We start from the raw sequence: 22,538 nt of genomic DNA, 5'->3' as shown, positions 1-22,538 counted from the left end.
TTAGGCTTTGAGTCGTTAAACTCAAGACCTAAACCTTGTTCTTAAAACTGTTTAAACTTATTTAAGCTCAACTACAGCTCCAGCTTCTTCTAAAGATTTTTTAAGACCTTCAGCCTCTTCTTTAGAAACTCCTTCTTTAACGTTAGATGGAGCACCGTCAACTACGTCTTTAGCTTCTTTAAGACCTAAACCAGTTAATTCTTTAACTAATTTAACTACTGCTAATTTAGAAGCACCAGCCTCTTTCAATACAACTGTAAATTCAGTTTGCTCTTCAGCAGCAGCACCAGCATCACCACCAGCTACAACTACAGCAGCAGCTGCAGGCTCGATACCATACTCATCTTTTAATATTGTTGCTAATTCGTTAACTTCTTTAACTGTTAAGTTAACTAATTGTTCTGCGAATTGTTTCAAATCTGCCATTTTTTCTATCTTTTAAAATGATTTGTAAAAATTATAATTTATTTATTGTGCGCAATTTCAAATAAACAGAGTGCGTACTCCGTTTTATTATGCTTCTGTTTCTTCTCCAGCGAACTGGTTTTGAAGAGCAGAAATAATTCTTTGAGCAGGAGATTGAAGCAATCCGATGATTTCTCCAATAAGTTCTTCTTTCGATTTGATAGTAGCTAAAGCATCTAATTGCTCATCACCAATATAAATCTCAGAATTAATAAAAGCTCCTTTCAAAATAGGTTTTGCTGCTTTTTTTCTGAATTCTTTAATAACTTTTCCAGGAGCATTAGCAACGTCTGCAATAAGAATAGCGCTGTTACCAGTCAATACTGATGGCAAATCACCATAATCATTATCAGAAGCTTCCATAGCTTTAGCAAGCAAAGTATTCTTTACTACTTCTAATTTAATTCCAGCTTTAAAACAAGCTCTTCTTAAGTTCGAAGTTGTTTCTGCATCAAGTCCAGAAATATCAGATACATAAATAATATTTGTACCAGCTAACTGTGCAGTTAAATTTTCAATCGCGATTGATTTTTCTTCTCTAGTCATACTAAAAATTTTTAACTACCAATTATACTGCTTTTGGGTCTAATGCAATAGCAGGACTCATTGTGCTTGTAAGGTGAATACCTTTAATATAGGTACCTTTAGCAGCAGTTGGCTTAAGTTTGATTAATGTTTGAATAATTTCGTGTGCGTTATCAACGATTTGCTCAGCCCCGAAAGAAACTTTACCAATTCCTGCATGCACAATACCAGTTTTATCAACTTTAAAGTCAATTTTACCAGCTTTTACTTCAGCTACAGCTTTAGCAACATCCATAGTTACTGTACCTGTTTTAGGGTTAGGCATTAAACCTCTAGGTCCTAAAATACGTCCTAATGGTCCTAATTTACCCATAACAGCAGGAACTGTGATAATTACATCAACATCTGTCCAACCGTCTTTAATTTTTTGTAAATATTCGTCTAGACCTACATAGTCAGCTCCAGCTTCTTTTGCTTCAGCTTCTTTATCCGGAGTAACTAATGCTAATACTTTTACATCTTTCCCTGTTCCATGAGGCAATGTTACCACACCTCTAACCATTTGATTCGCTTTTCTAGGATCAACTCCCAAACGTACTGCGATATCAACAGACTCATCAAATTTTGCAGAAGCAACCACTTTAATTAATGCAGCAGCATCTTTCAAAGAGTATAATTTGTTCTTTTCAATTTTTGAAGCAGCCTCTTTTTGCTTTTTTGTCAATTTTGCCATGTCTTTCTCTTAATTAAAAAGGAGCATCTCCTGATACAGTTATACCCATAGATCTAGCTGTTCCAGCAACCATACTCATCGCTTTTTCAACTGTAAAAGCATTCAAGTCTGGCATTTTGTCTTCAGCAATAGCTCTAATTTGTTCCCAAGTAACGCTGGCTACTTTTTTACGATTAGGCTCACCTGAACCAGATTTTAGCTTTGCAGCTTCCATTAACTGAACTGCTGCAGGAGGAGTCTTAACAACAAAATCGAATGATTTGTCTTTATACACAGTAATTTGTACTGGGCATATTTTGCCAGGCTTATCTTGTGTTCTAGCATTGAATTGCTTACAGAACTCCATGATATTAACCCCAGCAGCTCCTAAAGCAGGTCCAACCGGTGGCGATGGATTCGCAGCACCTCCCTTAACTTGTAGTTTAACTACCTTACTAATTTCTTTAGCCATTTTTTAAAAAATTTAACACAACAATTTACGGAAGCAATTGAAGTGATTATTATAGTGTAACGAAAATTATACTTTTTCAACTTGCATAAAACTCAACTCTAATGGTGTTTTTCTTCCGAAAATCTTAACCATAACTTCAAGTTTACGCTTTTCTTCATTAATTTTTTCAACCGAACCATTGAAACCGTTAAAAGGTCCATCAATAACCTTAACTGTTTCGCCCAAGCTGAACGGAATTGATTTTGTATCTGTATTTACAGCCAACTCATCAACCTTACCAAGCATTCTGTTAACTTCAGAAAGTCTAAGCGGAACTGGCTCCCCTCCTTTAGTTTCACCTAAAAAACCAATAACACTGGTTACTGATTTAATAATATGAGGAATCTCACCAACCAGATTTGCTTCTATCATAACATAGCCCGGAAAATACACTTTTTCCTTAACTAATTTCTTTCCATCTTTTACTGATACTACTTTTTCGGTAGGAACAAGCACCTGAGACACATAATCAGACATCCCTAATCTAGCAATCTCTGTTTCAATATACGCCTTCACTTTATTCTCCTGCCCACTTACTGCCCGAACAACGTACCATTTTTTAACATTATTATCTGCCATAATAAACAACTATGCTTTTAACCAGTTAAAAAATCCTTCTAATGCTTTTGCAAAAAACTCATCTACTCCCCAAGTTGCTAAAGCAAATAGAACCGAAAAAACAGCCACAATAATTGTTAGACTTTGCACCTCAGCCCATTCTGGCCAAGTTACATTTGACTTCAATTCCTCAAATGCTTCTGATATGTAATTAACAATTTTTGCCATTATGATATATTTTTTTTGCACGGGCGGAGGGATTCGAACCCCCATCAACGGTTTTGGAGACCGCTATTCTACCCTTGAACTACGCCCGTATAAAAATCAGTAGCAACCGAAGCTGCTACTGATTCAATTTATTTATAGAAAATTATTCTACGATTTCAGTTACCTGACCCGCACCTACAGTTCTACCTCCTTCACGGATAGCAAAACGTAAACCTACGTTCATAGCGATTGGGCTTAACAACTCAACATTGATAGTTAAGTTATCCCCAGGCATAACCATCTCTACTCCTTCTGGTAAAGTAATAACCCCAGTTACATCAGTTGTACGTACGTAGAACTGTGGACGGTAGTTATTGTGGAATGGAGTGTGACGTCCACCTTCTTCTTTTTTCAAGATATAAACCTCAGCTTTGAATTTTTTGTGTGGTTTAACAGATCCTGGCTTGATGATAACCATACCACGTTTGATATCAGCTTTATCAATACCTCTTAACAATAAACCTACGTTATCTCCAGCCTCACCTCTATCAAGGATTTTACGGAACATCTCAACTCCAGTGATTGTAGAAGTTAATTTTTCAGCTCCCATACCGATGATTTCAACAGGATCTCCAGTGTTAGCAACTCCAGTTTCGATACGACCTGTAGCAACAGTTCCACGACCTGTAATTGTAAATACGTCCTCAACTGGCATCAAGAATGGTTTGTTAACATCACGCTCTGGCTCTTCGATCCAAGCATCAACAGCTTCCATTAATTCAATGATTTTAGGCACCCAGTTTGGATCATTATTCAATCCTCCTAAAGCAGAACCTTGGATTACTGGACAGTTGTCTCCATCATACTCATAGAAAGACAATAAATCTCTGATTTCCATCTCTACAAGCTCTAACAACTCAGCATCATCAACCATATCCACTTTGTTCATGAAAACAACGATACGTGGAATACCTACCTGACGTCCTAAAAGGATGTGCTCACGAGTTTGTGGCATTGGACCATCAGTAGCAGCAACTACTAAGATAGCACCGTCCATTTGAGCAGCACCAGTAACCATGTTCTTAACGTAATCCGCGTGACCTGGACAGTCAACGTGAGCGTAGTGACGGTTAGCTGTTTCATACTCTACGTGAGATGTATTAATAGTAATACCTCTTTCTTTCTCTTCTGGAGCGTTATCGATTTGATCAAAAGACTTTGCTTGACAGAATCCTGCATCAGATAATACTTTAGTGATTGCAGCAGTCAAAGTAGTCTTTCCGTGATCTACGTGTCCGATAGTACCAATATTTAAGTGTGGTTTCGAACGATTAAAACTTTCTTTTGCCATTTTACTTAATTTTTAATCTTAGTTATATATTAATTTCAATTTCCTACTTAATTGAGCCAATGACGGGATTTGAACCCGTGACCTCTTCCTTACCAAGGAAGCACTCTACCCCTGAGCTACACCGGCAGAGAGTTCTGATTTTAGACTTTTGAATTCAAATTTCAGATTTCAAAAAACCCAAAATCTAAAATCCAAAATCTTAACTTCTTTTTTTGTGGGAAGAGCAGGATTCGAACCTGCGAAGGTTACCCAACGGATTTACAGTCCGTCCTCGTTGGCCGCTTGAGTATCTTCCCTAACCAATAATTTCAATATTTCAAAAGAGCCGACAGAAGGACTTCCCGATTTCACTTCGTTATTTCGGAATAAACTTCTCATCCCTTTTCAGAACTAAAGAAGCCGATCACTTTATCAACACATTCATTTTTCAAAGAGCCGATAGAGGGACTCGAACCCACGACCTGCTGATTACAAATCAGCTGCTCTAGCCAGCTGAGCTACATCGGCATTATCAATAAAAAAAGTCCGCTATTTCTAACGGACTGCAAATGTATAGATTTTATCTCTCAATCAAAACATTTTTTGAAAAAAATTTAAATTATATATGCGCTCTTATCTTTTCTTTCCTTTTTACCAGCAAACGCTCTAATGATTCCGCAGACAACTCCACCGCCTCTTCAAAGGTTTTACACTGTTTTTTCACCAGAAAATCATCTCCCGGAACATTAACTTTAACCTCTACAATTTTATTTTCCTTCTCACTAGTCTTCTCAACCTTCAAATAAACATCCGAAGAAACCACTCTATCATAGTATTTTTCCAACTTATCCATTCTTCCCTGAACGAAATTCATTAGTTTTCCATCAACTGCAAAGTTAACAGCATGAACATTTACCTTCATAATCAATATATTTTTATGGTTAAACTTTAGAGTTATCATTCCCTCTTGGATGCGCACCAACATACACTTTTTTCAACTCCATTAAACTATTATGAGTATAAACCTGCGTTGAAGCCAAACTAGAATGCCCTAACAACTCTTTAACTGAATTCAAATCGGCTCCGTTATTTAATAAATGAGTTGCAAATGTATGCCGAAGCATATGCGGACTTCTTTTTACCTTTTCGGAGACTTTACTAAAGTAAGAATTTATTAATCGATACACAAAAGATTCACTTAATTTTAACCCCTTCTTCGTCAAAAAAAAATATTCTTCATCTTCAACCTTCTCCAATCCCTCACGCTCTTTAAGATACAAACGCATTTGTTTTAAAACAATCGCCAACACCGGAATCACACGCTCTTTATTTCTTTTTCCCAAAACCTTAACAACTGAGCCAGAAAAATCAACCGCATTTAACTTCAAATGAATCAATTCCGACCGCCTAATCCCCGTGGAATACAACAACTCAATCAAAAGCCTATCTCTCACCGCCTCAAACCCAACTTCCTGCTGAATATTCTCCAAAACCCGCTCCAATTCTTTTTCAGAAAAAGGAATCTGAACTTTCTTTGAAATTTTTAACGCCCGGTGCTTCAACAAAGGACTCACCTCAATTTGCTTGATTTTTAAAAGAAATTTATAAAACGCTTTCAACGAAGCCACTTTTCTATTCACAGAAACAGTTAACAAACCAGACTCCACCAAAGACACCAACCAGGAACGAATTTGAACATATTGCACCTCAACCAAATCCTCCTGTTGAAAATTTAAAAAATTAAATTGCTGAAATTCAATTACATCACCCACATACGCACGCACCGTATGAGAAGAATATTTTTTCTCTTTTTGCAAATAATCTGTAAACGCCTCTAAATTTGTAGCCATAAAAAAACCGTTAGCATCAAATTTATAAAAATCTGACCACTAACGGTTATTATTTGTTTCAAAAAGTAACTACTAGCTCTCTAAGCTATCTTTCAAACTTTGGATGTAAGCCGCTTTTTGGAATTTCATTCTGTTTTTAACAGACGGTTTAATAAAAGCTGTACGTGCTCTTAATTGACGAACTGTTCCAGTTTTATCAAATTTTCTTTTATATCGCTTTAATGCTCTATCGATATTCTCTCCGTCTTTAATTGGTATAATTAACATAATTTTGACACCTCCTCTCGTTAAGGCTGCAAAAGTATAAAATTAATTATTAATAACAAGTTATTAATTGTAAATTATTTTTCTGAGTAGAAAAAAGAGAAAAGAACAAAGAAAACAGACTTTCTTCCAACTCCCAACTTCTAACTCCCCACTCTTATCCTTTCAAAATATTTCTTGAAATCACCACTTTTTGAATCTCAGTAGTTCCTTCACCAATGGTACACAATTTCGCATCACGATAAAATTTTTCAACCGGAAAATCTTTGGTAAAACCATAACCCCCATGAATCTGCACTGCTTCATTCGCTACTTTTACACACATTTCAGAAGCATACATCTTAGCCATTGCTCCCGCCGTAGTTACCGGACGATGTTGTTCTTTCAAGAAAGCCGCTTTGTGCAACAACAATTCCGAAGCCTCAATTTCAGTAGCCATATCTACTAATTTAAACGACACCCCTTGAAATTCTGAAATTGGCTTACCAAATTGTTGTCTTTCTTTCGAATATTTCAAAGCTGCTTCATAAGCTCCTTTTGCAATTCCAAGTGACAAAGCACCAATTGAAATACGTCCGCCATCCAAAATTTTCATCGCCTGAACAAAACCTTCTCCTACCTCACCCAATCGATTGGCATCCGGAATGCGGCAATTATCAAAAACCAATTCGGCTGTTTCACTGGCTCGCATTCCTAATTTATTTTCTTTTTTTCCGGAAGTAAAGCCCGGCGTTCCTTTTTCAAAAACAAAAGCAGTCATCCCGCGAGAATCACCTTTTTCACCAGTACGAACAATTACCACAGCAATATCTCCGGAAATGGCATGCGTTATAAAATTCTTTGCTCCGTTTACAATCCAATAATCACCGTCTTTTTTAGCCGTAGTATTCATACCCGCAGCATCCGATCCGGTATTATGTTCGGTCAACCCCCAGGCTCCGATGTGTTCCCCGGAAGCTAATTTAGGAATCCATCTCTTTTTTTGCTCTTCATTTCCAAAAGTCAAAATATGATTCGTACATAAAGAATTATGTGCCGCAACTGACAATCCAATTGAAGGATCCACTTTAGAAATTTCTTCTACAATAGTAACATACTCATGATACCCCAATCCGGCACCACCCAATTCTTCAGGGACTAAAACTCCCATAAATCCCATTTCACCTAATTGCTTAAACAAAGGAACCGGAAAAACCTGAGCTTCATCCCACTCCATGATATGAGGTCTTATATTTTTTTCAGCAAAATCCCTTATGGATTGCGCAATCATATTTTGTGTTTCACTAGTATCAAAATACATCATTACGGATCGTTTATTTTAAAAGTCCAAATATAAGGCTATAATATTTGCATTTTCAACAGGCATGCCTTTTATTTTTAATAAATCCGCCGTATTTTTTATATCCCCATTCATACTTCTGTACATCACAATTTCTCTGGCTAAACTATATTTAAAGTAAGGAAACTGCGCCAATTCCTTTATAGAAGCATTATTAACATCGATTTTCTTAAAATCCGAAACAGCTCCAACTTTAAAAGAAACGTTCAGACGCTCAACAACTTCAGTAGATAATCCCCAAACATCTTTCATCTGTTCCATAGAAACAAAACCTCCAAGACTTTCCTTAAATTTCAAAATCCGCATCGAAAGCGCCTCTCCAACTCCATAAATCTTCATCAAATCTTCCTGAGTAGCCTGATTAATGTCTTTAACAACTACTTTTTCTTTTTTCGAAAAATAGGCTGCCTTTGTATTCGAAAAAGCAACTAATTCAGAAGTTTGTTTGTTGTTAACCCAATCCGGAAATTTAAAATACGGCGAGATTGCATTTAATAAAGAATCAGAAACTCCGGTTACTGCCTGAAATTCCTTTGCCGAATTCACATATTTATTTTCTTCCCTAAAAGCGTATAATCGGTCTATTTCAGCTACCGACATTCCTAATTTATAACCTTTATAATCAGTTATAAAATTAGGATTAAAGGGATAAATTTCAGGATTTCTATTTTTTAGATTCAATCCCATCGAATCAATTTGTGTTTCAAGTGCAAGCCATTGTTGTTCTTCCGGATTTTCTTTTGAAACCGGACTAAAATCGACAAAGTAACAGACCAATTGCAACACAATAATGACAGAGAACAACAAAAGAATTCCCTTTTGCTGCTCTCTGGAAAATTGAAAATAATGTCTGTTTTTCATAAAAAATGATTACTAAAACTACTCAATCACAAAGCTAAATTTATAACTATTTTTAATGATTTGCTCTAATTCCAAAACATAATTATTGTTTTTTCATAAAAAACTATACTTTTGAAACATCGTAATCTAAAAACAGAGAAATAATATGTCAATCTGGAAAAGAAAACCTCTTAACCAACTTTTAGCCGAAGCAGAAGATTCTGAAAAAGGCTTAAAGAAAACATTAACCGCTCCCGGCTTAGTAGCTTTAGGAATTGGAGCCATCATTGGAGCCGGATTATTTTCAATCACCGGTCTTGCAGCTTCGCTAAATGCCGGTCCAGCCATTACCATTTCTTTTCTTATAGCCGCTTTCGGATGTGTTTTTGCCGGTTTGTGTTACGCTGAGTTTTCTTCGATGATTCCGGTAGCCGGTAGTGCTTACACTTATTCATTTGCTACCATGGGCGAATTCATTGCCTGGATTATCGGTTGGGATTTAGTACTGGAATATGCCGTGGGAGCCGCCACGGTATCCATAAGCTGGTCACGCTATTTAGGAAAATTATTAAGCAGTTATGGTATACATTTGAGTGATGCTTACATGCTTTCGCCGTTTGAAGGAGGAATTATCAATCTTCCGGCAGTTTTTATTGTCATGCTAATGTCCTTAATCTTAATCCGAGGGACTAAAGAATCGGCTTTCATTAACGGAATTATCGTTTTACTTAAAGTTTCTGTGGTTTTAATTTTTATTGCCGTTGGCTGGCAATACATCCGACCTGAAAACTACACTCCTTACATTCCTGAAAACACCGGTAAATTTGGCGAATTTGGTTTCTCCGGAATTATCAGAGCTGCCGCTATCGTCTTTTTTGCCTACATCGGTTTTGATGCGGTTTCCACAGCTGCTCAGGAAGCTAAAAATCCAAAAAGAGACATGCCTATTGGAATTTTATTATCATTAGCAATTTGTACCATCCTATATATATTATTTGCACACGTTATGACAGGCGTGGTTAACTATCAGGCATTTGCAGGAAAAGACGGTATCGCTCCGGTTGCAGTTGCCGTAGAAGCTATGGGTCCTGTTGGCGCAAACGGCATGATTACCCCGGCTTATCCCTGGCTAAACAATGCTATTTTATTGGCTATTTTGGGTGGCTATTCCTCGGTAATTTTAGTTCTCTTAATGGGACAAAGCCGCGTCTTTTTCTCGATGAGTAAAGATGGTTTATTACCAAAAGTCTTCTCAGAAGTTCACGAAAAATTCAGAACTCCTGCCAAAAACAACTTACTTTTCATGCTTATTGTGAGTCTTTTTGCTGCCTTTATTCCTGCCCGGGTTGTGGGAGAAATGACCAGTATCGGAACCTTATTTGCCTTCATTTTAGTTTGTTTGGGAGTTTTAATCATGCGTACAAAAATGCCCGAAGCCCCAAGAGCTTTCAGAACTCCATTTGTCCCTTTTGTACCGATTGCCGGAGTCTTAGTTTGTTTGTTCATGATGGTATTTTTACCGCTGGACACCTGGATTCGACTGATTGTTTGGATGATGATTGGTTTTGATTTATACCTTTTCTACGGCATGAAAAACAGCGCCTTAAACCAAGGCGAATTTAGTTTGAAAAATCAAAAAACAGTTGCCGGCAGTGGATTAGCAATGGTATTAATACTAATTATCATTGCTTTTATTCATCATAACGATCCTAATTTAGACGATATTTATCTATTCTATTTCTCTCTGGCGTTCTCTATAATTCATGCTTTTGTATATGGATACAATTATAAAAAGAGCTAACAAAGAACTTATTCTAACCAAAAAAGGGATTCTAAATCAGTTTTAGAATCCCTTTTTAATATCTCAAAATTTACAAATCAAATACCGAAGTTCGTTTAGAACGAATCAAATCTTTCAATCGAATCCAAAAGGCCAGCGTCAGATAAATTCCGAATCCCAGTCCTGCAGTAACAAACGAAATATAAATAAAAAACAAGCGAACACTGCTAACCCGCATTCCTAATTTATCGGCTAAACGCGAAGAAACCTGAAATCCGTATTTTTCGAAAAAAAACTTCAATTTGATAATAGCTGACATTGGGTATCGATTTTTAGTACCGGGTAAAATTACAAAATTATAACACTTCTTAATCAAATTAATTTTTCTTCAACAACTCCGTCCCAATAGCACACTGAAGACATTTTCCATAAGCACAGTATTCATTTTTCAATTGCAACAACGACTGACTTTCAAAAGAATTATTTGCCTTTAAACCAAAAGACTGAAACTTATTTACAATACTGTTTTTCTCAGCAGCAATCTGACTCAAAATCGCTATCAAATCTTCGCTTATTTCCTTAGCAATGCTTTTTGCGTAAGCAAACTGAATTGGAACAATCGTATTAATCACCAACAAATTAATAAAAGATTTCGAAAGCTTTTTAACTTTCTTCGGGCTTTCTTTATCAAACTGATAATGCGTTTCCCAATATTCCGAAGGCTTTAAATGAAACAATTCATAGGCCGCTTCAAGATTTGTAATACTAATAATTTTGGTAAATAGATTTTGGTGTAAATGATACAAATGCGCCAATTGCGAAAGTCGAATGGTCGGAAAATTATCCGGACGATGTTTAAAAAACTGAACTTGCCCTTCTGTTTCTGATGACAACTGGTATTTATGCAACAAATAAAAGTAACGAAATTGCAAATCTTTAAAATAATTATCTTCTTTTTCTCCCGCTAACAAAGCTGCTTTTCCAAACAACAACGCTTCCAGATTTTCAACCTCAAAACTTTCTTTTCGGATTACTGAAAAAGGAATTGACTGGGCAATTTTCAAAAAAACAGCGCCATTAGTATTCAACCCAAAATTCTTAGCCAGCATACAAAAAAGAACAGCTTCCCAATCGTTATTAGTTTGTCCCAATAATTCGTAAATAGCTTTGGATTTTCGTTCTAAGCGCTCAAAAAATAGACGTTCCTGCCAATTTTTCAACACAAAGTCATCAAATCCTTCAAGTTGTTTTTCACAAAAAATCCATGATTTGGGTATGCTTAGTTTTTGATAATTAAGCAAAACCTCTTCATCCGTAAAATTTTTAAGTTCCAGAACAGGAAGTTCGGAATTGTCTTTTCTGAAAACAGCGGTGTCATGCTCCCAAACCACATGCAAAATCACATTTTCATAAGCCGCATCTTTCTCGTGATGATGCACATACCAATCGGAAGATTTTAGGTGAATTTCGACATTTCCTGCCCATTTTTGATTACCAATAGTTATTTGGGCATTAAAAAAATCAGGACCGGCCTGCTGCAAATACTGCCCCACCTGACTAATACAAATACTTTCTCCGGTGGTGGTTTTTAAATCCTGAGTATTCCACTTTTTATATTTCCATAAATAATGTAAAAAATCTTCTTTCATAGCCGAGATATAAATTCACAGACTAATTTAATGAAAAAACTTACACCAAAACTTTTAATGTAAAAATTCTTATTTCAGCAAGTACAATTGCGCGCAGGCTTTGGCATCTGAGAGCGCTTCGTGGTGATTCAATGTTATTTGCATCTCCCGGCAACAATCACTGAGTTTGGTAGGTTTTATGCCCTTTGCTTTATAAATTTTCAGCGTACATTCCCAACGGGAAGCAATATTCAAATCGGTATAATCCAATCCGTAATACGCCATTGATTTTACCAAAACATTGCGATCAAAACTTTCGTTGTGCGCCACCACTACCCGGTTTTGAAGTCGTTTTTGAATTTCAGGAAAAACTTCCAGAAAATTTTGAGCCCTTGCGGTATCACTCGGATAAATTCCATGCACCTGAATGGTAAATGGCGAATACAAATTATTGGGCGGCTGAATTAAAGTTACAAACTCATCGACTACAATTCCGTTTTCAACCGTAACAATCCCCACCGAACAGGGATGGAAAGCCGTAGCCGTTTCAAAATCGATAGCAGTGAAAGTCATTGGATAAAAACTAATTAAAGAAATTCCAAATCAATCCCACACGAAGCATCATGTCGCGATACGGATTATTAGGTGCCGAATAATAATTATTTCCGGTGTAAGCCGAGTTAAAATGTTCGGCTTTAAAATAAACGCGGGTTCTTTGGATTTTAGCATTAATAAAGAAATCCAGATTAGGATAATTCCCAATTTGCTTTTTTTGCTGCACAAAAAACGCTCCAATTACCGGACTATAATCATTGGCATAAAAATTAGTAAAATAATTCAACGTTATCCCCGCCTGAAGAAACAAAGCTTTTTGAAAAAAATGATTACTAAAATACAAAGTATTGCGGGTAACCAAATCCGGAACATTTAACACCGCCTCAGTCTGATCTGCTTTTTGATACAAAACTGTATTATTCAGGGCAAATTTCCCAAAAGTAAGCTCTTTGCTCAACTTCAATGAAAGATATTTTATCGTTCCTCCAAACTGATTTGGCGTTACAATTTGTTGCGAATCATCAGTGGCGGTATTTTCAAAATACAAATGATCGGTCAGGGCAGATAACTGTAAAGAAGCCTCAAACCAAGGCGTCACAGCAGTACTGCTAAGTACATTAATTTTTTCGTTTTCAAAATTATTGAACCAATTATAGGCTTCATATTCACTTTGGTACAAATTGTAAATATCATCAGGAAGCTTGCTTACATTTTGATAGCCAAAAACGAATTGAAAATCATCATTCAAATCATAATTTAATTTGGCTTCAACATTAGAAATGGATTGCTTGCTAATAGATTTGGAAAGCAAAAATTTCCCATGCCATTTGTTTTTCCAATATTCGTATTGTCCGCCAACATTGTTTATTTTTCGGGACAAAGTAGAAGGAATAACGCCCTCGTCTTTGATTAATATTCGATTATAATAAAAATTACTTCTAAAATCATCCACAAAAAACTGAAACTTCCCCAGCGTGGTATTTTCATAAATTAAGCCAGCTTTGTTGTACATTTTATTGTAATGCGTCTGATCTTTCAAATCGGAAGTTACAATCGCATCGCCAAAACGATTCACCGCCTGAGTTCCCACCGCCGAAATTAACGTAGGCTGATAATACTGAAACATTTTATTTTCATAATTCAACTGATGCGTTACATATAAATTATTGGCTGCTTCACTTGGATTAACTCTGAAAACATGATCTACAAAAATACGTTTGGCTCTCAAAAAAGACTCCGCATCGGTTAAATACACCTGCAAACGCTGTCTGTTCTTATAATCAGGGTCTTCGCTTTCAAAATCTTCAGTAGTTGTAATTCCGCCATTTTCTTCATTCAAAGCATCCTGCGATGTAAAATGAGACTTAATCAAATAACGTTTACTTGTGGTGTGATAACTCATCGTAAATCGGAAACTTCCAGTGCTGCTTAACTGATTGATATATTTCCCTTCAGAGCGCAATCCTTTGTAAGCGATAGACAGGTTTAAGTTTGGTGAAAGATTAGCTGTAAAATAAGAATCCACCTCCTGTCCTCTGCCCAGAGAAGATTTAAAAAACAATTCTGTTACCGGAGTCGCCACCGAAGGATACAGAATTTGATTAACTTTTAAAAAATTAAAATGCTTAGCCGTAAAACCCATTTCCGGAAAAGGCGAATAATCCGTCAGGCTGTATTGAAGTGTATTATAAGCCTGACCTTCGTTAGGAAAAGCCAATAATCCAAACAAATCTCTTCGAAGGTAATTATGACTGTATTCTCTTTCAATAGTAAGCGAAGTATCTAAATAAGTCGTATCTCTTTCCAAAGTCACAAAACGATACATATCGATTGAAGCTACTTTACCGGTATCTTTTTGTTTTCCACCTTTTAAACGTTCAGAAAAACTTCTTTTAGAACCTTCTTCTCTGGAATCATTTTGAGAGAAAAGCACGGCAGGTAAGGCTAAAAAATATAAAAAAAAGAGAATCCTCATTCGAAACAGCTATATAAATTGGGTTTTATTTCAAAACTAATACGGCGACAAAGGTAAACGATAAAACGGTATAAAAAAACTACTTCATCGCTACTTAATTATAAGTAAACGTTAGAATAAGTCTCTATTATCTTAAAAATTTTATAATCTTTGTTCTCCGAAAACTTTTAAATACCGTTTGTTATTTCAAATTAGTCCAATAAAATTGGACTAGATGAAATTTACAACGGTATTATACAGGAACTATTGGACTAAAAAATAATTATAAATGGTATAATATGCTTGCCTCCACTTTTTCACAATTAATTCTTGAAGCAGGAACCGACGAAGCCGGTCGTGGCTGTCTTGCCGGACCTGTTACTGCCGCTGCAGTAATCCTCCCATTGGATTTTGAAAACAGCATTCTGAACGACAGTAAACAACTATCTGAAAAAGTGCGGGAAAAACTAAGACCGATTATCGAAGAACAAGCGCTTACTTTTGCCGTGACTCATTTGTTTCCTGATGAAATTGACGAAATCAACATTCTGAATGCTTCAATGAAAGGCATGCAGGAATCGGTTTTAAAATTAAATCCATCACCCGAATTTATTATCGTTGACGGCAACAGAGCTATGAATGCCAAACTGGGCTTAAAGAATAATTTTGGAAAACGATTTACTGCGGAAGAAATCAATTTATTAAAATCAATTCCGAATCAGAGTATTGTAAAAGGCGATTCTAAATATTTAAGTATAGCCGCAGCTTCTGTTCTGGCGAAAACCTATCGGGATGAATACATGGATAAAATCCACGAAGAATTCCCGATGTACAACTGGAAAAAAAACAAAGGCTATCCCACCAAAGAACACCGCGATGCCATTGAAAAATACGGATCCTGCAAATACCATCGCATGAGTTTTAGATTATTGCCGGAACAATTGACTTTAGATTTATGATTGCTGATTTTTAAACCATATAAGTCACATAAGTTCATTGATATTTAACCGCAAAGCACACAAAGAAGGCACAAAGTTCGCAAAGATTTACCTATAAAGAAGTTTTAGAAAAAAATCTGCTAAAATCTGTTAAATCTGCGTGCCAATATTTTATAACAAAGAAAAACAAAAAATCCGTGACAATCTGTTATATCAGCATCATCCGTGTGCCATCCCAATTTAAACAGTCACAAACTCAGCTTCAAACAACTGAGTGAAATATTTCAGGATTTTTGCTTTTACTTCTTCTTCATCGACTTTTTCAACACCTAATTCTACATTTAAAGTAGTAACCGCCTTACCGCGAATACCACAAGGAATAATATTATCAAAATAACCCAAATCGGCATTGACGTTTAGCGCAAATCCATGCATGGTTACCCAGCGCGAAGCGCGAACACCCATAGCACAAATTTTTCGGGCAAATGGTGTTCCCACACCTAACCAAACTCCGGTTTCCCCTTCGCTGCGTCCACATTCTATACCATATTCGTTTAAGGTTAAAATAATCGTCTCTTCCAGCAATCGCAAATATTTATGAATATCGGTAAAGAAATTTTCCAAGTCCAAAATAGGATACCCTACAATTTGTCCCGGACCGTGATAAGTAATATCTCCGCCACGGTTGATTTTGTAAAAAGTAGCGCCTTTGGCTTCCAACTGTTTTTCTGAAAGCAATAGGTTTTCAAAATCGCCGCTTTTCCCCAAGGTATAAACATGCGGATGCTCCACAAAAAGAAAATAATTGGGTGTTGGGAGATTAGTTTCTTCTCTTCTATTTTGGATTTTCAAATCGACAATTCCTTTAAACAAATCTTCCTGAAACTCCCAGGTTGATTTGTAATCCTTATGTCCTAGATCTTGAAGTTGGATTGTTTTATTCATTGGTCATTGCGAGGAACGAAGCAATCTCACTTTCGTTCATTTATTTGATGAACTGCAAAAATACAATTAATTATTTTCTTTTGCCACGGAGTCACAAAGTCGAAAAGATTGTTATTTATTATGCTTAATCTATTGAATTAGCTACCCAAAAGTCCGTTTAAGTATTTTATTAGAAAATATTATTTTCTTTTTTGCTTGATCAAAAAAGAAACAAAAAAATCAAGTCTTGCGCTTCCTCGTCGGTCAAATTAGTTTTCGAATGCTAAAAGAAAAGAACTCGCTACGCTCAAACAGCTTTTCTTTTTACGCATTCTTCAAACATTTGACACTCGACTGCGGAAGCTAAGGACGTTTGAATCTCGTAAATAACAAGAATTGATTATTCAAAAACCACATTTAAATTCAGCTTCTCCGGGTTTTCAGAATAGTCCGTAAAAGGATATTCCGCCGTAATGGTTTTTCTGTCGGCACTAAATAGCGCATCAGGATTGGAAACCGATTTTACCACTTTAGGAAAATGGTATTTCAAAGTGTATTTAGACGATGCAAAAATCATCTTAGCTATTCCGGTTGAATCGTTTGCAATTTTAGCCATTGCCTCTTTAGATACAATTGCTTTGCGTACAAACTGCTTTCCATCATAGCTAAAAGTCAACTTAGAATTATCATTTCCAATACCGCTTAACATCGCAGCAGGATTGCTGTTTTTATCTGATTTTCCCTTTAAATCTTTCATAGCCGACATACTTTCCATCAAACCTCCTAATTCATTGACGCTTTTAAATGGCGTATCCATAGAAAATAATAATTGTTTGGCTTCAGGATTCATTTTGATATTCATTACAAAGTTTTCCAACTTTTTAATCATAGCCTGTTGCTCCGAAGACAACTTAGCAATACTATCTTTCTTAGCCTTAAAAATTTCTTTGAATGAAAAAGTGGAATCTATTGCTTTAGCGTTATTTTTCATACCCAATTCACTTCCTAATTTTTCTCCCGCCATCGCCATCAATCCTGCCCCATCCATTTCTAATGAAAATTTTCCGGTTCCATCAGGCTGAACATCGATGTTTTCGGTGAAGTTGCAGCTTGTTAAGGTTACTACTAAAATTAAAAGACTAAGTAATTTGTATAATTTTGTCATTGTTTGTTTTTTTTTGTAAAAGTATTGATTTTTGTTGTGGACACGGATTGCAAACAGATGCTATCGAAAACTGTTATTGACAGTAGTTTTTTCCTCTAAAATGTTGATGAATAATATTTAAAAAGTTCTGGATTAGATGAAATACCAAACCCATCAATTACAGAACCCTTGAGTTTTTCAATATTTAAATTTTCTGCTTCATCAATTCCAAAAAATTTCATTCCGTAATAGCAAAAATGATTGTAATTTCCCATTCTTCCGTGATATTCAATAATTCCAAACCAACTATCTCTAGAAGTTGTTTCATGTATAATTTCATTATTTTCTGATTCAAAAGTATAGTCGACGCAAAAATTTCCAATTGTTGGACTTTCTATTTCTGAATCGTATTTTATTATTTCTATTTTGCAATCTAAATAACTTGAAATAAGAATAGCTGATAATTGATTATTTTGATGTAAAATTTTTATGAGACAATTCTCAAATCTATATTCATTAATATTCACAATTAAATCATTTTCAAATAATTCATTTTCATCTATTGTGTAAACGAATAATGGTAATCCGATAAATTCTTCAAGTTTAACCATTGACATTCCAATACTTATAGAATGAATAAAATCTTTTGGAATAATCCTTCTATTATCTTCTAACTTTTCTTTAATATGATTTTTTCTTTTGTTTTTTTCGTTTCTGATTTGAATATAATAAACAAACAATCCTCCAAGAAATCCACAAATTAAATTAATTATAAAATCTTTCAAATTCTGTTTTTTTAATTACTGTCAACTCGTCTATACACGCAAGTTTAAAAAAAATTATGGATTTACAACAGTATTTTTCTTTCTTTTTTACCTAAGCGAAAAGCCGACACACCGATTTACAGATGATTTTATTCTGTTTAATCATGCAAGATTTTAAAAAACTTGCAGGAAGAACGTTCTACAAAAAACAAAAGTTGTCACTTAGCCCTGATGGAAACGGCATCCTTTTAAGCCGGTCCCGAAGCTTCGGGACGGCTTAAAAGATAGAGTGTACAGCAGGACAAATCATGATAAAAAAGGGAGATTTTCTGCTCCTAAAAATTCTAAAAATCTGCATTCTAAAGTCTGCATTCTTTTTTTTATCTTTGCGGTCTTAAAAATCAGACTATAATGGCATTATCAGAACAAGAAATCATCCGAAGAGAAAAACTTCAATCTTTACGCAACTTAGGAATCAATCCTTATCCTGCTAATCTTTTTCCTGTAAATCATACTTCAAAGCAAATAAAGGAGACTTTTGAAGAAGGTAAGAAGGTTATTGTTGCGGGGCGTTTGATGAGTGTGAGAGATCAGGGAAAAGCTTGTTTTGCCGAATTGCAGGATAGCGAAGGGCGTATTCAATTGTACGTGAACCGTGATGTTTTGTGTGAAGGTGATGATAAAACTTTATACAATCAGGTTTTCAAAAAACTAACCGATTTAGGTGATTATATCGGAATTGAAGGGGAATTGTTTACTACACAAGTGGGTGCAAAATGTATTCGTGTAAGCGGTTTTACATTTTTGAGCAAAACTTTACGTCCGCTTCCTTTACCAAAAGTAGATGAAGACGGAAAAGTTTTTGACGCTTTCAACGATGCCGAATTGCGTTACCGTATGCGTTATGTAGATTTAACTGTAAATCCACAGGTAAAAGAAACATTTATTAAAAGAACCAAATTGTTTAACGCGATGCGTGGTTTCTTTAACGATGCGGGATACCTTGAAGTGGAAACTCCGGTTTTACAATCGATTCCCGGTGGGGCTGCGGCGCGTCCGTTTATTACACACCATAACTCATTGGATATTCCGTTGTACATGCGTATTGCGAATGAGTTGTACTTAAAAAGATTAATCGTTGGTGGATTTGACGGTGTTTATGAGTTTTCGAAAAACTTCCGTAACGAAGGAATGGACAGAACGCACAACCCGGAATTTACCGCTATGGAAATATATGTAGCCTACAAAGACTATAACTGGATGATGGATTTCACCGAGCGTTTGCTAGAGCATTGTGCTGTTGCTGTAAACGGAACCAGCGATGTGACTTTTGGTGACCACCAAATCAGTTTCAAAGCACCTTTTGCCCGCGTAACTATGACGGATTCCATCAAACATTTTACTGGTTTTGACATTTCCGGAAAAAGCGAAGCTGAATTGTACGAAGCTGCCAAAGGAATGGGAATTGAAGTGGATGAAACTATGGGGAAAGGAAAATTGATTGATGAGATTTTTGGAGCAAAATGCGAAGGAAACTATATTCAGCCAACCTTCATTACCGATTATCCAAAAGAAATGTCTCCACTTTGTAAAGAGCACCGTGACAATCCGGAATTGACGGAACGTTTTGAATTGATGGTTTGTGGTAAAGAAGTTGCGAATGCGTATTCAGAATTGAACGACCCAATTGATCAAAGAGAGCGTTTTGAAGACCAAATGCGTCTGGCTGCAAAAGGAGATGACGAAGCTAACGGAATCATCGATGAAGATTTCTTGAGAGCTTTAGAATACGGAATGCCTCCAACATCAGGATTAGGAATCGGAATGGACCGTTTGATGATGTTTTTAACGAATAATGCTTCTATTCAGGAGGTTTTATTGTTCCCGCAAATGCGTCCGGAGAAAAAACAAACTATTGAATTATCTGACGAGGAAAAAGTAATTGTTACTTTGCTAAAAGGAAGCGAAAACAAAATGGATTTGGTACAACTTAAATCTATAGCTGGTTTAAGTGGTAAAAAATGGGATGTTTCTATGAAAAACTTATCGAAACACGGTTTAACTAAAGTAGCTGTTGACGGCGAAAGTAAAGTGGTGGAATTTGTAGGTTAATTCAATTTTTGAAATATATTTAAACCCGTCTCGTTTTTAAAATGAGACGGGTTTATCATTTTTATGCCTTGCATTAAATTCATAAAATTTCCTTAAGAATTAAACTATTAATACTTTCTGTTGTCTTATTTGAAAAACATAAAAAGACGACCATTATGAAAAAATTAATCACCTTAGCAATGATTGCCTGCCTTGGATTAGCTTCTTATGCGCAACAAAAACCGTCAAGACACAATGGCAATCCAATGGAAAAATTCACTCCGGAACAACGCAATGAATTGATGTTAAAAAAAATGACATTGGAACTGGATTTAAATGCTTCACAACAAAAAAAAATGGGTAAAATAATTGCAGAACAAAGTGCAAAAAGAGAGGCTCATTTAAAAGACAGAAAAGCAAAAACAGAAAAACCAACTTCGGATGAAATTTTTGCGATGAAAAGCAAAATGTTGGACGAGCAAATTGCGATGAATGGTAAAATGAAAAAAATCCTTTCTACTGACCAATTCAAAAAATGGGATGAAATGAAAAAACACCATCGCGAAGGTATGAAAAAACATTTTGACCGCAGAATGGTTCAAAACAGACACAACAAAGGTGAGGATTTCAAAAGAATGCACAGAGATGGCATAAAAAAAAACATGATGAGACACAAAGACAGTACTCAGACAAATAAATAACAGTTTTAACAACTAGATTACAAACAAAAAAGGGATTGACGGCAAAGAGTCAATCCCTTTTTATATTTCTCAAAAAAATTATTTTCTGGTATTAGTATTTCCTGTTGGCATATAATAAAGCAATACAATACACACCAAGAATAAACCAAATGAAGCCGCAAAAGCCGGAATAAGAATCTCTATATTATTATCCAAAGCATTATTTAATGCGGCATACAACAACCAAATTTGAATAGTAACATTCAAAATCAATACAAAAATCAAGGTCGAAAGAATCGCGTTTAACTTATTCGGATTGGACTGATTCTGACTTCTTCTAAAATTACTCATAACCTTATCTTATTAAATCACTTTGACTTTTTCCTGTTGCGCTGCTTTTACATAAACCGCTTCACCTTTAAAAAACACCTCCAATTTTGGCAACGCTCTCGGTGGCGGACCTCCTAATACATTTCCGGTTTGCGCGTCAAACGAACCTTCATGACAGGGACAATGAATAATTCCGGTTCCCGGCTTGTAAAAAACGGAACAGGAAAGGTGGGTACATTTCTGTTCATAGGCTTTAAACTCGCCGGTTTCCAGATGAATCAATATATAAGGAATAGTACTCCCCTGAATTACAAAAGCATGTGTTCCGCCTAATGGCACATCGGCTTTATTACATACAAAATGTTCCCCTTCTACTTCTTCTTTCGGATACCAATAAGCTTTGGCTGCCACTAATCCGCTTCCTACCATCAAACCACCGGAAACTAATGTCAGGAATTTTGCAAAATCACGACGGCTTACATTAGTAGCCTGTTGCTTTTCAATTGGAAAATCTTTCTTCCAGTTTTTATTTAAATTTTCTTCTTTTTTTGACATGACTTTCAAACTAAAAAATTACTAATTCACTACTTCCCTTTGGCATCATGATATTCACTTTGGTATTCACAGTCTCTTTTCCAAAAATAAAAGTATTTACAGGTGTACTGTTTGGACGCATTTCCTGAATTTCATCTTTTGTACCATAAAATAAAGCGCCACTCGGGCAAACCGTTGCACACATTGGTTTTTTTCCCACGCTGGTTCGGTCATAACACATGGTACATTTCATCATTAAATCGTAGTTCTCTTCTTTTTTGGGTACACCAAAAGGACAAGCCATCACACAATTAGAACATCCAATACATCTTTCGGTATTAGCCGTGTGAACAATTCCGAATTCATCTTTAGAAATCGCATCGGCCGGACACACATTAGCACATACAGGATCGTCACAATGCATACACACCTGAACAGTAGTTTGCACAGTCGAAGCTCTGTCTACATAATTAACATGTATCATCGAATCCTGACCGTTAGTTTCACATTCGGCGCAAGCCATCTCGCAGGCTTTACAACCAATGCAACGCTGCATATCTACAAAAAATTCTTCGTTGGGATTAAAACCACTATATTTCATCTACATCAATTCTT

At 35.9% G+C, this 22,538-nt stretch carries 26 protein-coding genes and 4 tRNA genes; 4 read left to right on the top strand and 26 right to left on the bottom strand.

The genetic code is table 11. The features are described 5' to 3' along the window. Positions 1–57 precede the first annotated feature (57 nt). From rplL to H599_RS0105960, 16 genes are all read right to left on the bottom strand, one after another. Complete coding sequence (rplL, locus tag H599_RS0106035; RefSeq protein ID WP_026713298.1) at positions 58–426, bottom strand: 50S ribosomal protein L7/L12; 369 nt, start codon at positions 424–426, stop codon at positions 58–60. Positions 427–513: 87 nt separating this feature from the next. Next, positions 514–1,011, bottom strand: a complete 498-nt coding sequence (gene rplJ, locus H599_RS0106030; RefSeq protein ID WP_026713297.1) for a 50S ribosomal protein L10 — start codon at positions 1,009–1,011, stop codon at positions 514–516. 22 nt (positions 1,012–1,033) lie between these two features. After that, positions 1,034–1,723 carry a 50S ribosomal protein L1 gene (gene rplA / locus H599_RS0106025; RefSeq protein ID WP_026713296.1) on the bottom strand — a complete coding sequence of 230 codons (690 nt, stop codon included), beginning with the start codon at positions 1,721–1,723 and terminating at the stop codon, positions 1,034–1,036. Between the two features lie 13 nt (positions 1,724–1,736). Continuing rightward, positions 1,737–2,174, bottom strand: coding sequence for a 50S ribosomal protein L11 (gene rplK, locus H599_RS0106020; RefSeq protein WP_026713295.1), 438 nt, complete (start codon positions 2,172–2,174; stop codon positions 1,737–1,739). Between the two features lie 66 nt (positions 2,175–2,240). Then, positions 2,241–2,792: a transcription termination/antitermination protein NusG gene (gene nusG / locus H599_RS0106015; protein WP_026713294.1), complete on the bottom strand. Its 552-nt coding sequence runs from the start codon at positions 2,790–2,792 to the stop codon at positions 2,241–2,243. 9 nt (positions 2,793–2,801) lie between these two features. After that, a complete protein-coding gene (gene secE, locus H599_RS0106010) occupies positions 2,802–2,999 on the bottom strand; it encodes a preprotein translocase subunit SecE (protein WP_026713293.1) in 198 nt (65 codons plus the stop codon). Between the two features lie 18 nt (positions 3,000–3,017). Further along, a tRNA-Trp gene (locus H599_RS0106005) sits at positions 3,018–3,088 on the bottom strand. A 53-nt stretch (positions 3,089–3,141) separates the two neighbouring features. Further along, positions 3,142–4,329 (bottom strand): elongation factor Tu, encoded by a 1,188-nt coding sequence (gene tuf / locus H599_RS0106000; RefSeq protein ID WP_026713292.1) that lies wholly within the window; start codon positions 4,327–4,329, stop codon positions 3,142–3,144. Positions 4,330–4,383: 54 nt separating this feature from the next. Next, a tRNA-Thr gene (locus tag H599_RS0105995) sits at positions 4,384–4,455 on the bottom strand. Positions 4,456–4,544: 89 nt separating this feature from the next. Then, positions 4,545–4,625 (bottom strand) — tRNA-Tyr (locus H599_RS0105990). A gap of 137 nt (positions 4,626–4,762) precedes the next feature. Further along, positions 4,763–4,836 (bottom strand) — tRNA-Thr (locus tag H599_RS0105985). 91 nt (positions 4,837–4,927) lie between these two features. Further along, a complete protein-coding gene (gene hpf / locus H599_RS0105980; protein WP_026713291.1) occupies positions 4,928–5,230 on the bottom strand; it encodes a ribosome hibernation-promoting factor, HPF/YfiA family in 303 nt (100 codons plus the stop codon). Positions 5,231–5,249: 19 nt separating this feature from the next. Next, entirely contained in the window at positions 5,250–6,158 is a 909-nt protein-coding gene (locus tag H599_RS0105975) for a tyrosine-type recombinase/integrase (protein WP_026713290.1), read from the bottom strand. A gap of 72 nt (positions 6,159–6,230) precedes the next feature. Further along, positions 6,231–6,425: a 30S ribosomal protein S21 gene (gene rpsU, locus H599_RS0105970; protein ID WP_026713289.1), complete on the bottom strand. Its 195-nt coding sequence runs from the start codon at positions 6,423–6,425 to the stop codon at positions 6,231–6,233. A 154-nt stretch (positions 6,426–6,579) separates the two neighbouring features. Next, entirely contained in the window at positions 6,580–7,722 is a 1,143-nt protein-coding gene (locus H599_RS0105965) for an acyl-CoA dehydrogenase family protein (RefSeq protein ID WP_026713288.1), read from the bottom strand. 18 nt (positions 7,723–7,740) lie between these two features. Then, positions 7,741–8,622, bottom strand: a complete 882-nt coding sequence (locus H599_RS0105960; protein ID WP_026713287.1) for a ComEA family DNA-binding protein — start codon at positions 8,620–8,622, stop codon at positions 7,741–7,743. A gap of 145 nt (positions 8,623–8,767) precedes the next feature. Between H599_RS0105960 and H599_RS0105955 the strand changes: the two genes are divergently transcribed. After that, complete coding sequence (locus H599_RS0105955; RefSeq protein ID WP_026713286.1) at positions 8,768–10,402, top strand: amino acid permease; 1,635 nt, start codon at positions 8,768–8,770, stop codon at positions 10,400–10,402. A gap of 70 nt (positions 10,403–10,472) precedes the next feature. Here H599_RS0105955 and H599_RS0105950 read toward each other — a convergent pair whose 3' ends face one another. From H599_RS0105950 to H599_RS0105935, 4 genes are all read right to left on the bottom strand, one after another. Then, on the bottom strand, positions 10,473–10,700 hold the full coding sequence (locus tag H599_RS0105950; protein WP_026713285.1) for a PspC family transcriptional regulator: 228 nt from the start codon (positions 10,698–10,700) through the stop codon (positions 10,473–10,475). 58 nt (positions 10,701–10,758) lie between these two features. Then, positions 10,759–12,030 carry a DUF2851 family protein gene (locus H599_RS0105945; protein WP_026713284.1) on the bottom strand — a complete coding sequence of 424 codons (1,272 nt, stop codon included), beginning with the start codon at positions 12,028–12,030 and terminating at the stop codon, positions 10,759–10,761. 69 nt (positions 12,031–12,099) lie between these two features. After that, positions 12,100–12,582, bottom strand: a complete 483-nt coding sequence (locus tag H599_RS0105940) for a 3'-5' exonuclease (RefSeq protein WP_026713283.1) — start codon at positions 12,580–12,582, stop codon at positions 12,100–12,102. A gap of 10 nt (positions 12,583–12,592) precedes the next feature. Then, on the bottom strand, positions 12,593–14,539 hold the full coding sequence (locus H599_RS0105935) for a putative porin (RefSeq protein WP_026713282.1): 1,947 nt from the start codon (positions 14,537–14,539) through the stop codon (positions 12,593–12,595). 278 nt (positions 14,540–14,817) lie between these two features. Here H599_RS0105935 and H599_RS0105930 point away from each other — a divergent pair, with 278 nt between their 5' ends. Beyond that, positions 14,818–15,477 carry a ribonuclease HII gene (locus H599_RS0105930; protein WP_026713281.1) on the top strand — a complete coding sequence of 220 codons (660 nt, stop codon included), beginning with the start codon at positions 14,818–14,820 and terminating at the stop codon, positions 15,475–15,477. A gap of 219 nt (positions 15,478–15,696) precedes the next feature. Here H599_RS0105930 and lipB read toward each other — a convergent pair whose 3' ends face one another. The 3 genes from lipB to H599_RS0105915 all read right to left on the bottom strand — a co-directional run bounded on the left by lipB (position 15,697) and on the right by H599_RS0105915 (position 18,309). Next, entirely contained in the window at positions 15,697–16,401 is a 705-nt protein-coding gene (lipB, locus tag H599_RS0105925) for a lipoyl(octanoyl) transferase LipB (RefSeq protein ID WP_026713280.1), read from the bottom strand. 379 nt (positions 16,402–16,780) lie between these two features. Then, positions 16,781–17,545: a hypothetical protein gene (locus tag H599_RS0105920; protein ID WP_026713279.1), complete on the bottom strand. Its 765-nt coding sequence runs from the start codon at positions 17,543–17,545 to the stop codon at positions 16,781–16,783. A 95-nt stretch (positions 17,546–17,640) separates the two neighbouring features. Then, positions 17,641–18,309: a hypothetical protein gene (locus H599_RS0105915; protein WP_026713278.1), complete on the bottom strand. Its 669-nt coding sequence runs from the start codon at positions 18,307–18,309 to the stop codon at positions 17,641–17,643. A 390-nt stretch (positions 18,310–18,699) separates the two neighbouring features. Between H599_RS0105915 and lysS the strand changes: the two genes are divergently transcribed. After that, positions 18,700–20,400: a lysine--tRNA ligase gene (gene lysS / locus H599_RS0105910; RefSeq protein ID WP_026713277.1), complete on the top strand. Its 1,701-nt coding sequence runs from the start codon at positions 18,700–18,702 to the stop codon at positions 20,398–20,400. A gap of 155 nt (positions 20,401–20,555) precedes the next feature. After that, on the top strand, positions 20,556–21,080 hold the full coding sequence (locus tag H599_RS19280; protein WP_051590660.1) for a hypothetical protein: 525 nt from the start codon (positions 20,556–20,558) through the stop codon (positions 21,078–21,080). Positions 21,081–21,158: 78 nt separating this feature from the next. Here the strand turns inward: H599_RS19280 and H599_RS0105900 are convergent, their stop codons facing one another. The 3 genes from H599_RS0105900 to H599_RS0105890 are packed head-to-tail and all read right to left on the bottom strand — an operon-like array spanning position 21,159 to position 22,524. Next, on the bottom strand, positions 21,159–21,410 hold the full coding sequence (locus tag H599_RS0105900; RefSeq protein WP_026713276.1) for a DUF6755 family protein: 252 nt from the start codon (positions 21,408–21,410) through the stop codon (positions 21,159–21,161). Between the two features lie 12 nt (positions 21,411–21,422). Then, on the bottom strand, positions 21,423–21,944 hold the full coding sequence (locus tag H599_RS0105895; RefSeq protein WP_026713275.1) for a Rieske (2Fe-2S) protein: 522 nt from the start codon (positions 21,942–21,944) through the stop codon (positions 21,423–21,425). Positions 21,945–21,954: 10 nt separating this feature from the next. Next, positions 21,955–22,524, bottom strand: a complete 570-nt coding sequence (locus H599_RS0105890) for a 4Fe-4S dicluster domain-containing protein (RefSeq protein ID WP_026713274.1) — start codon at positions 22,522–22,524, stop codon at positions 21,955–21,957. Positions 22,525–22,538 lie beyond the last annotated feature (14 nt).

It is taken from the genome of Flavobacterium daejeonense DSM 17708 (genome assembly GCF_000425425.1).
Taxonomy (GTDB): domain Bacteria; phylum Bacteroidota; class Bacteroidia; order Flavobacteriales; family Flavobacteriaceae; genus Flavobacterium; species Flavobacterium daejeonense.
The sequence above is the reverse complement of the archived record's forward strand: the minus strand, read 5'-3'. Positions and strand labels throughout refer to the sequence as shown.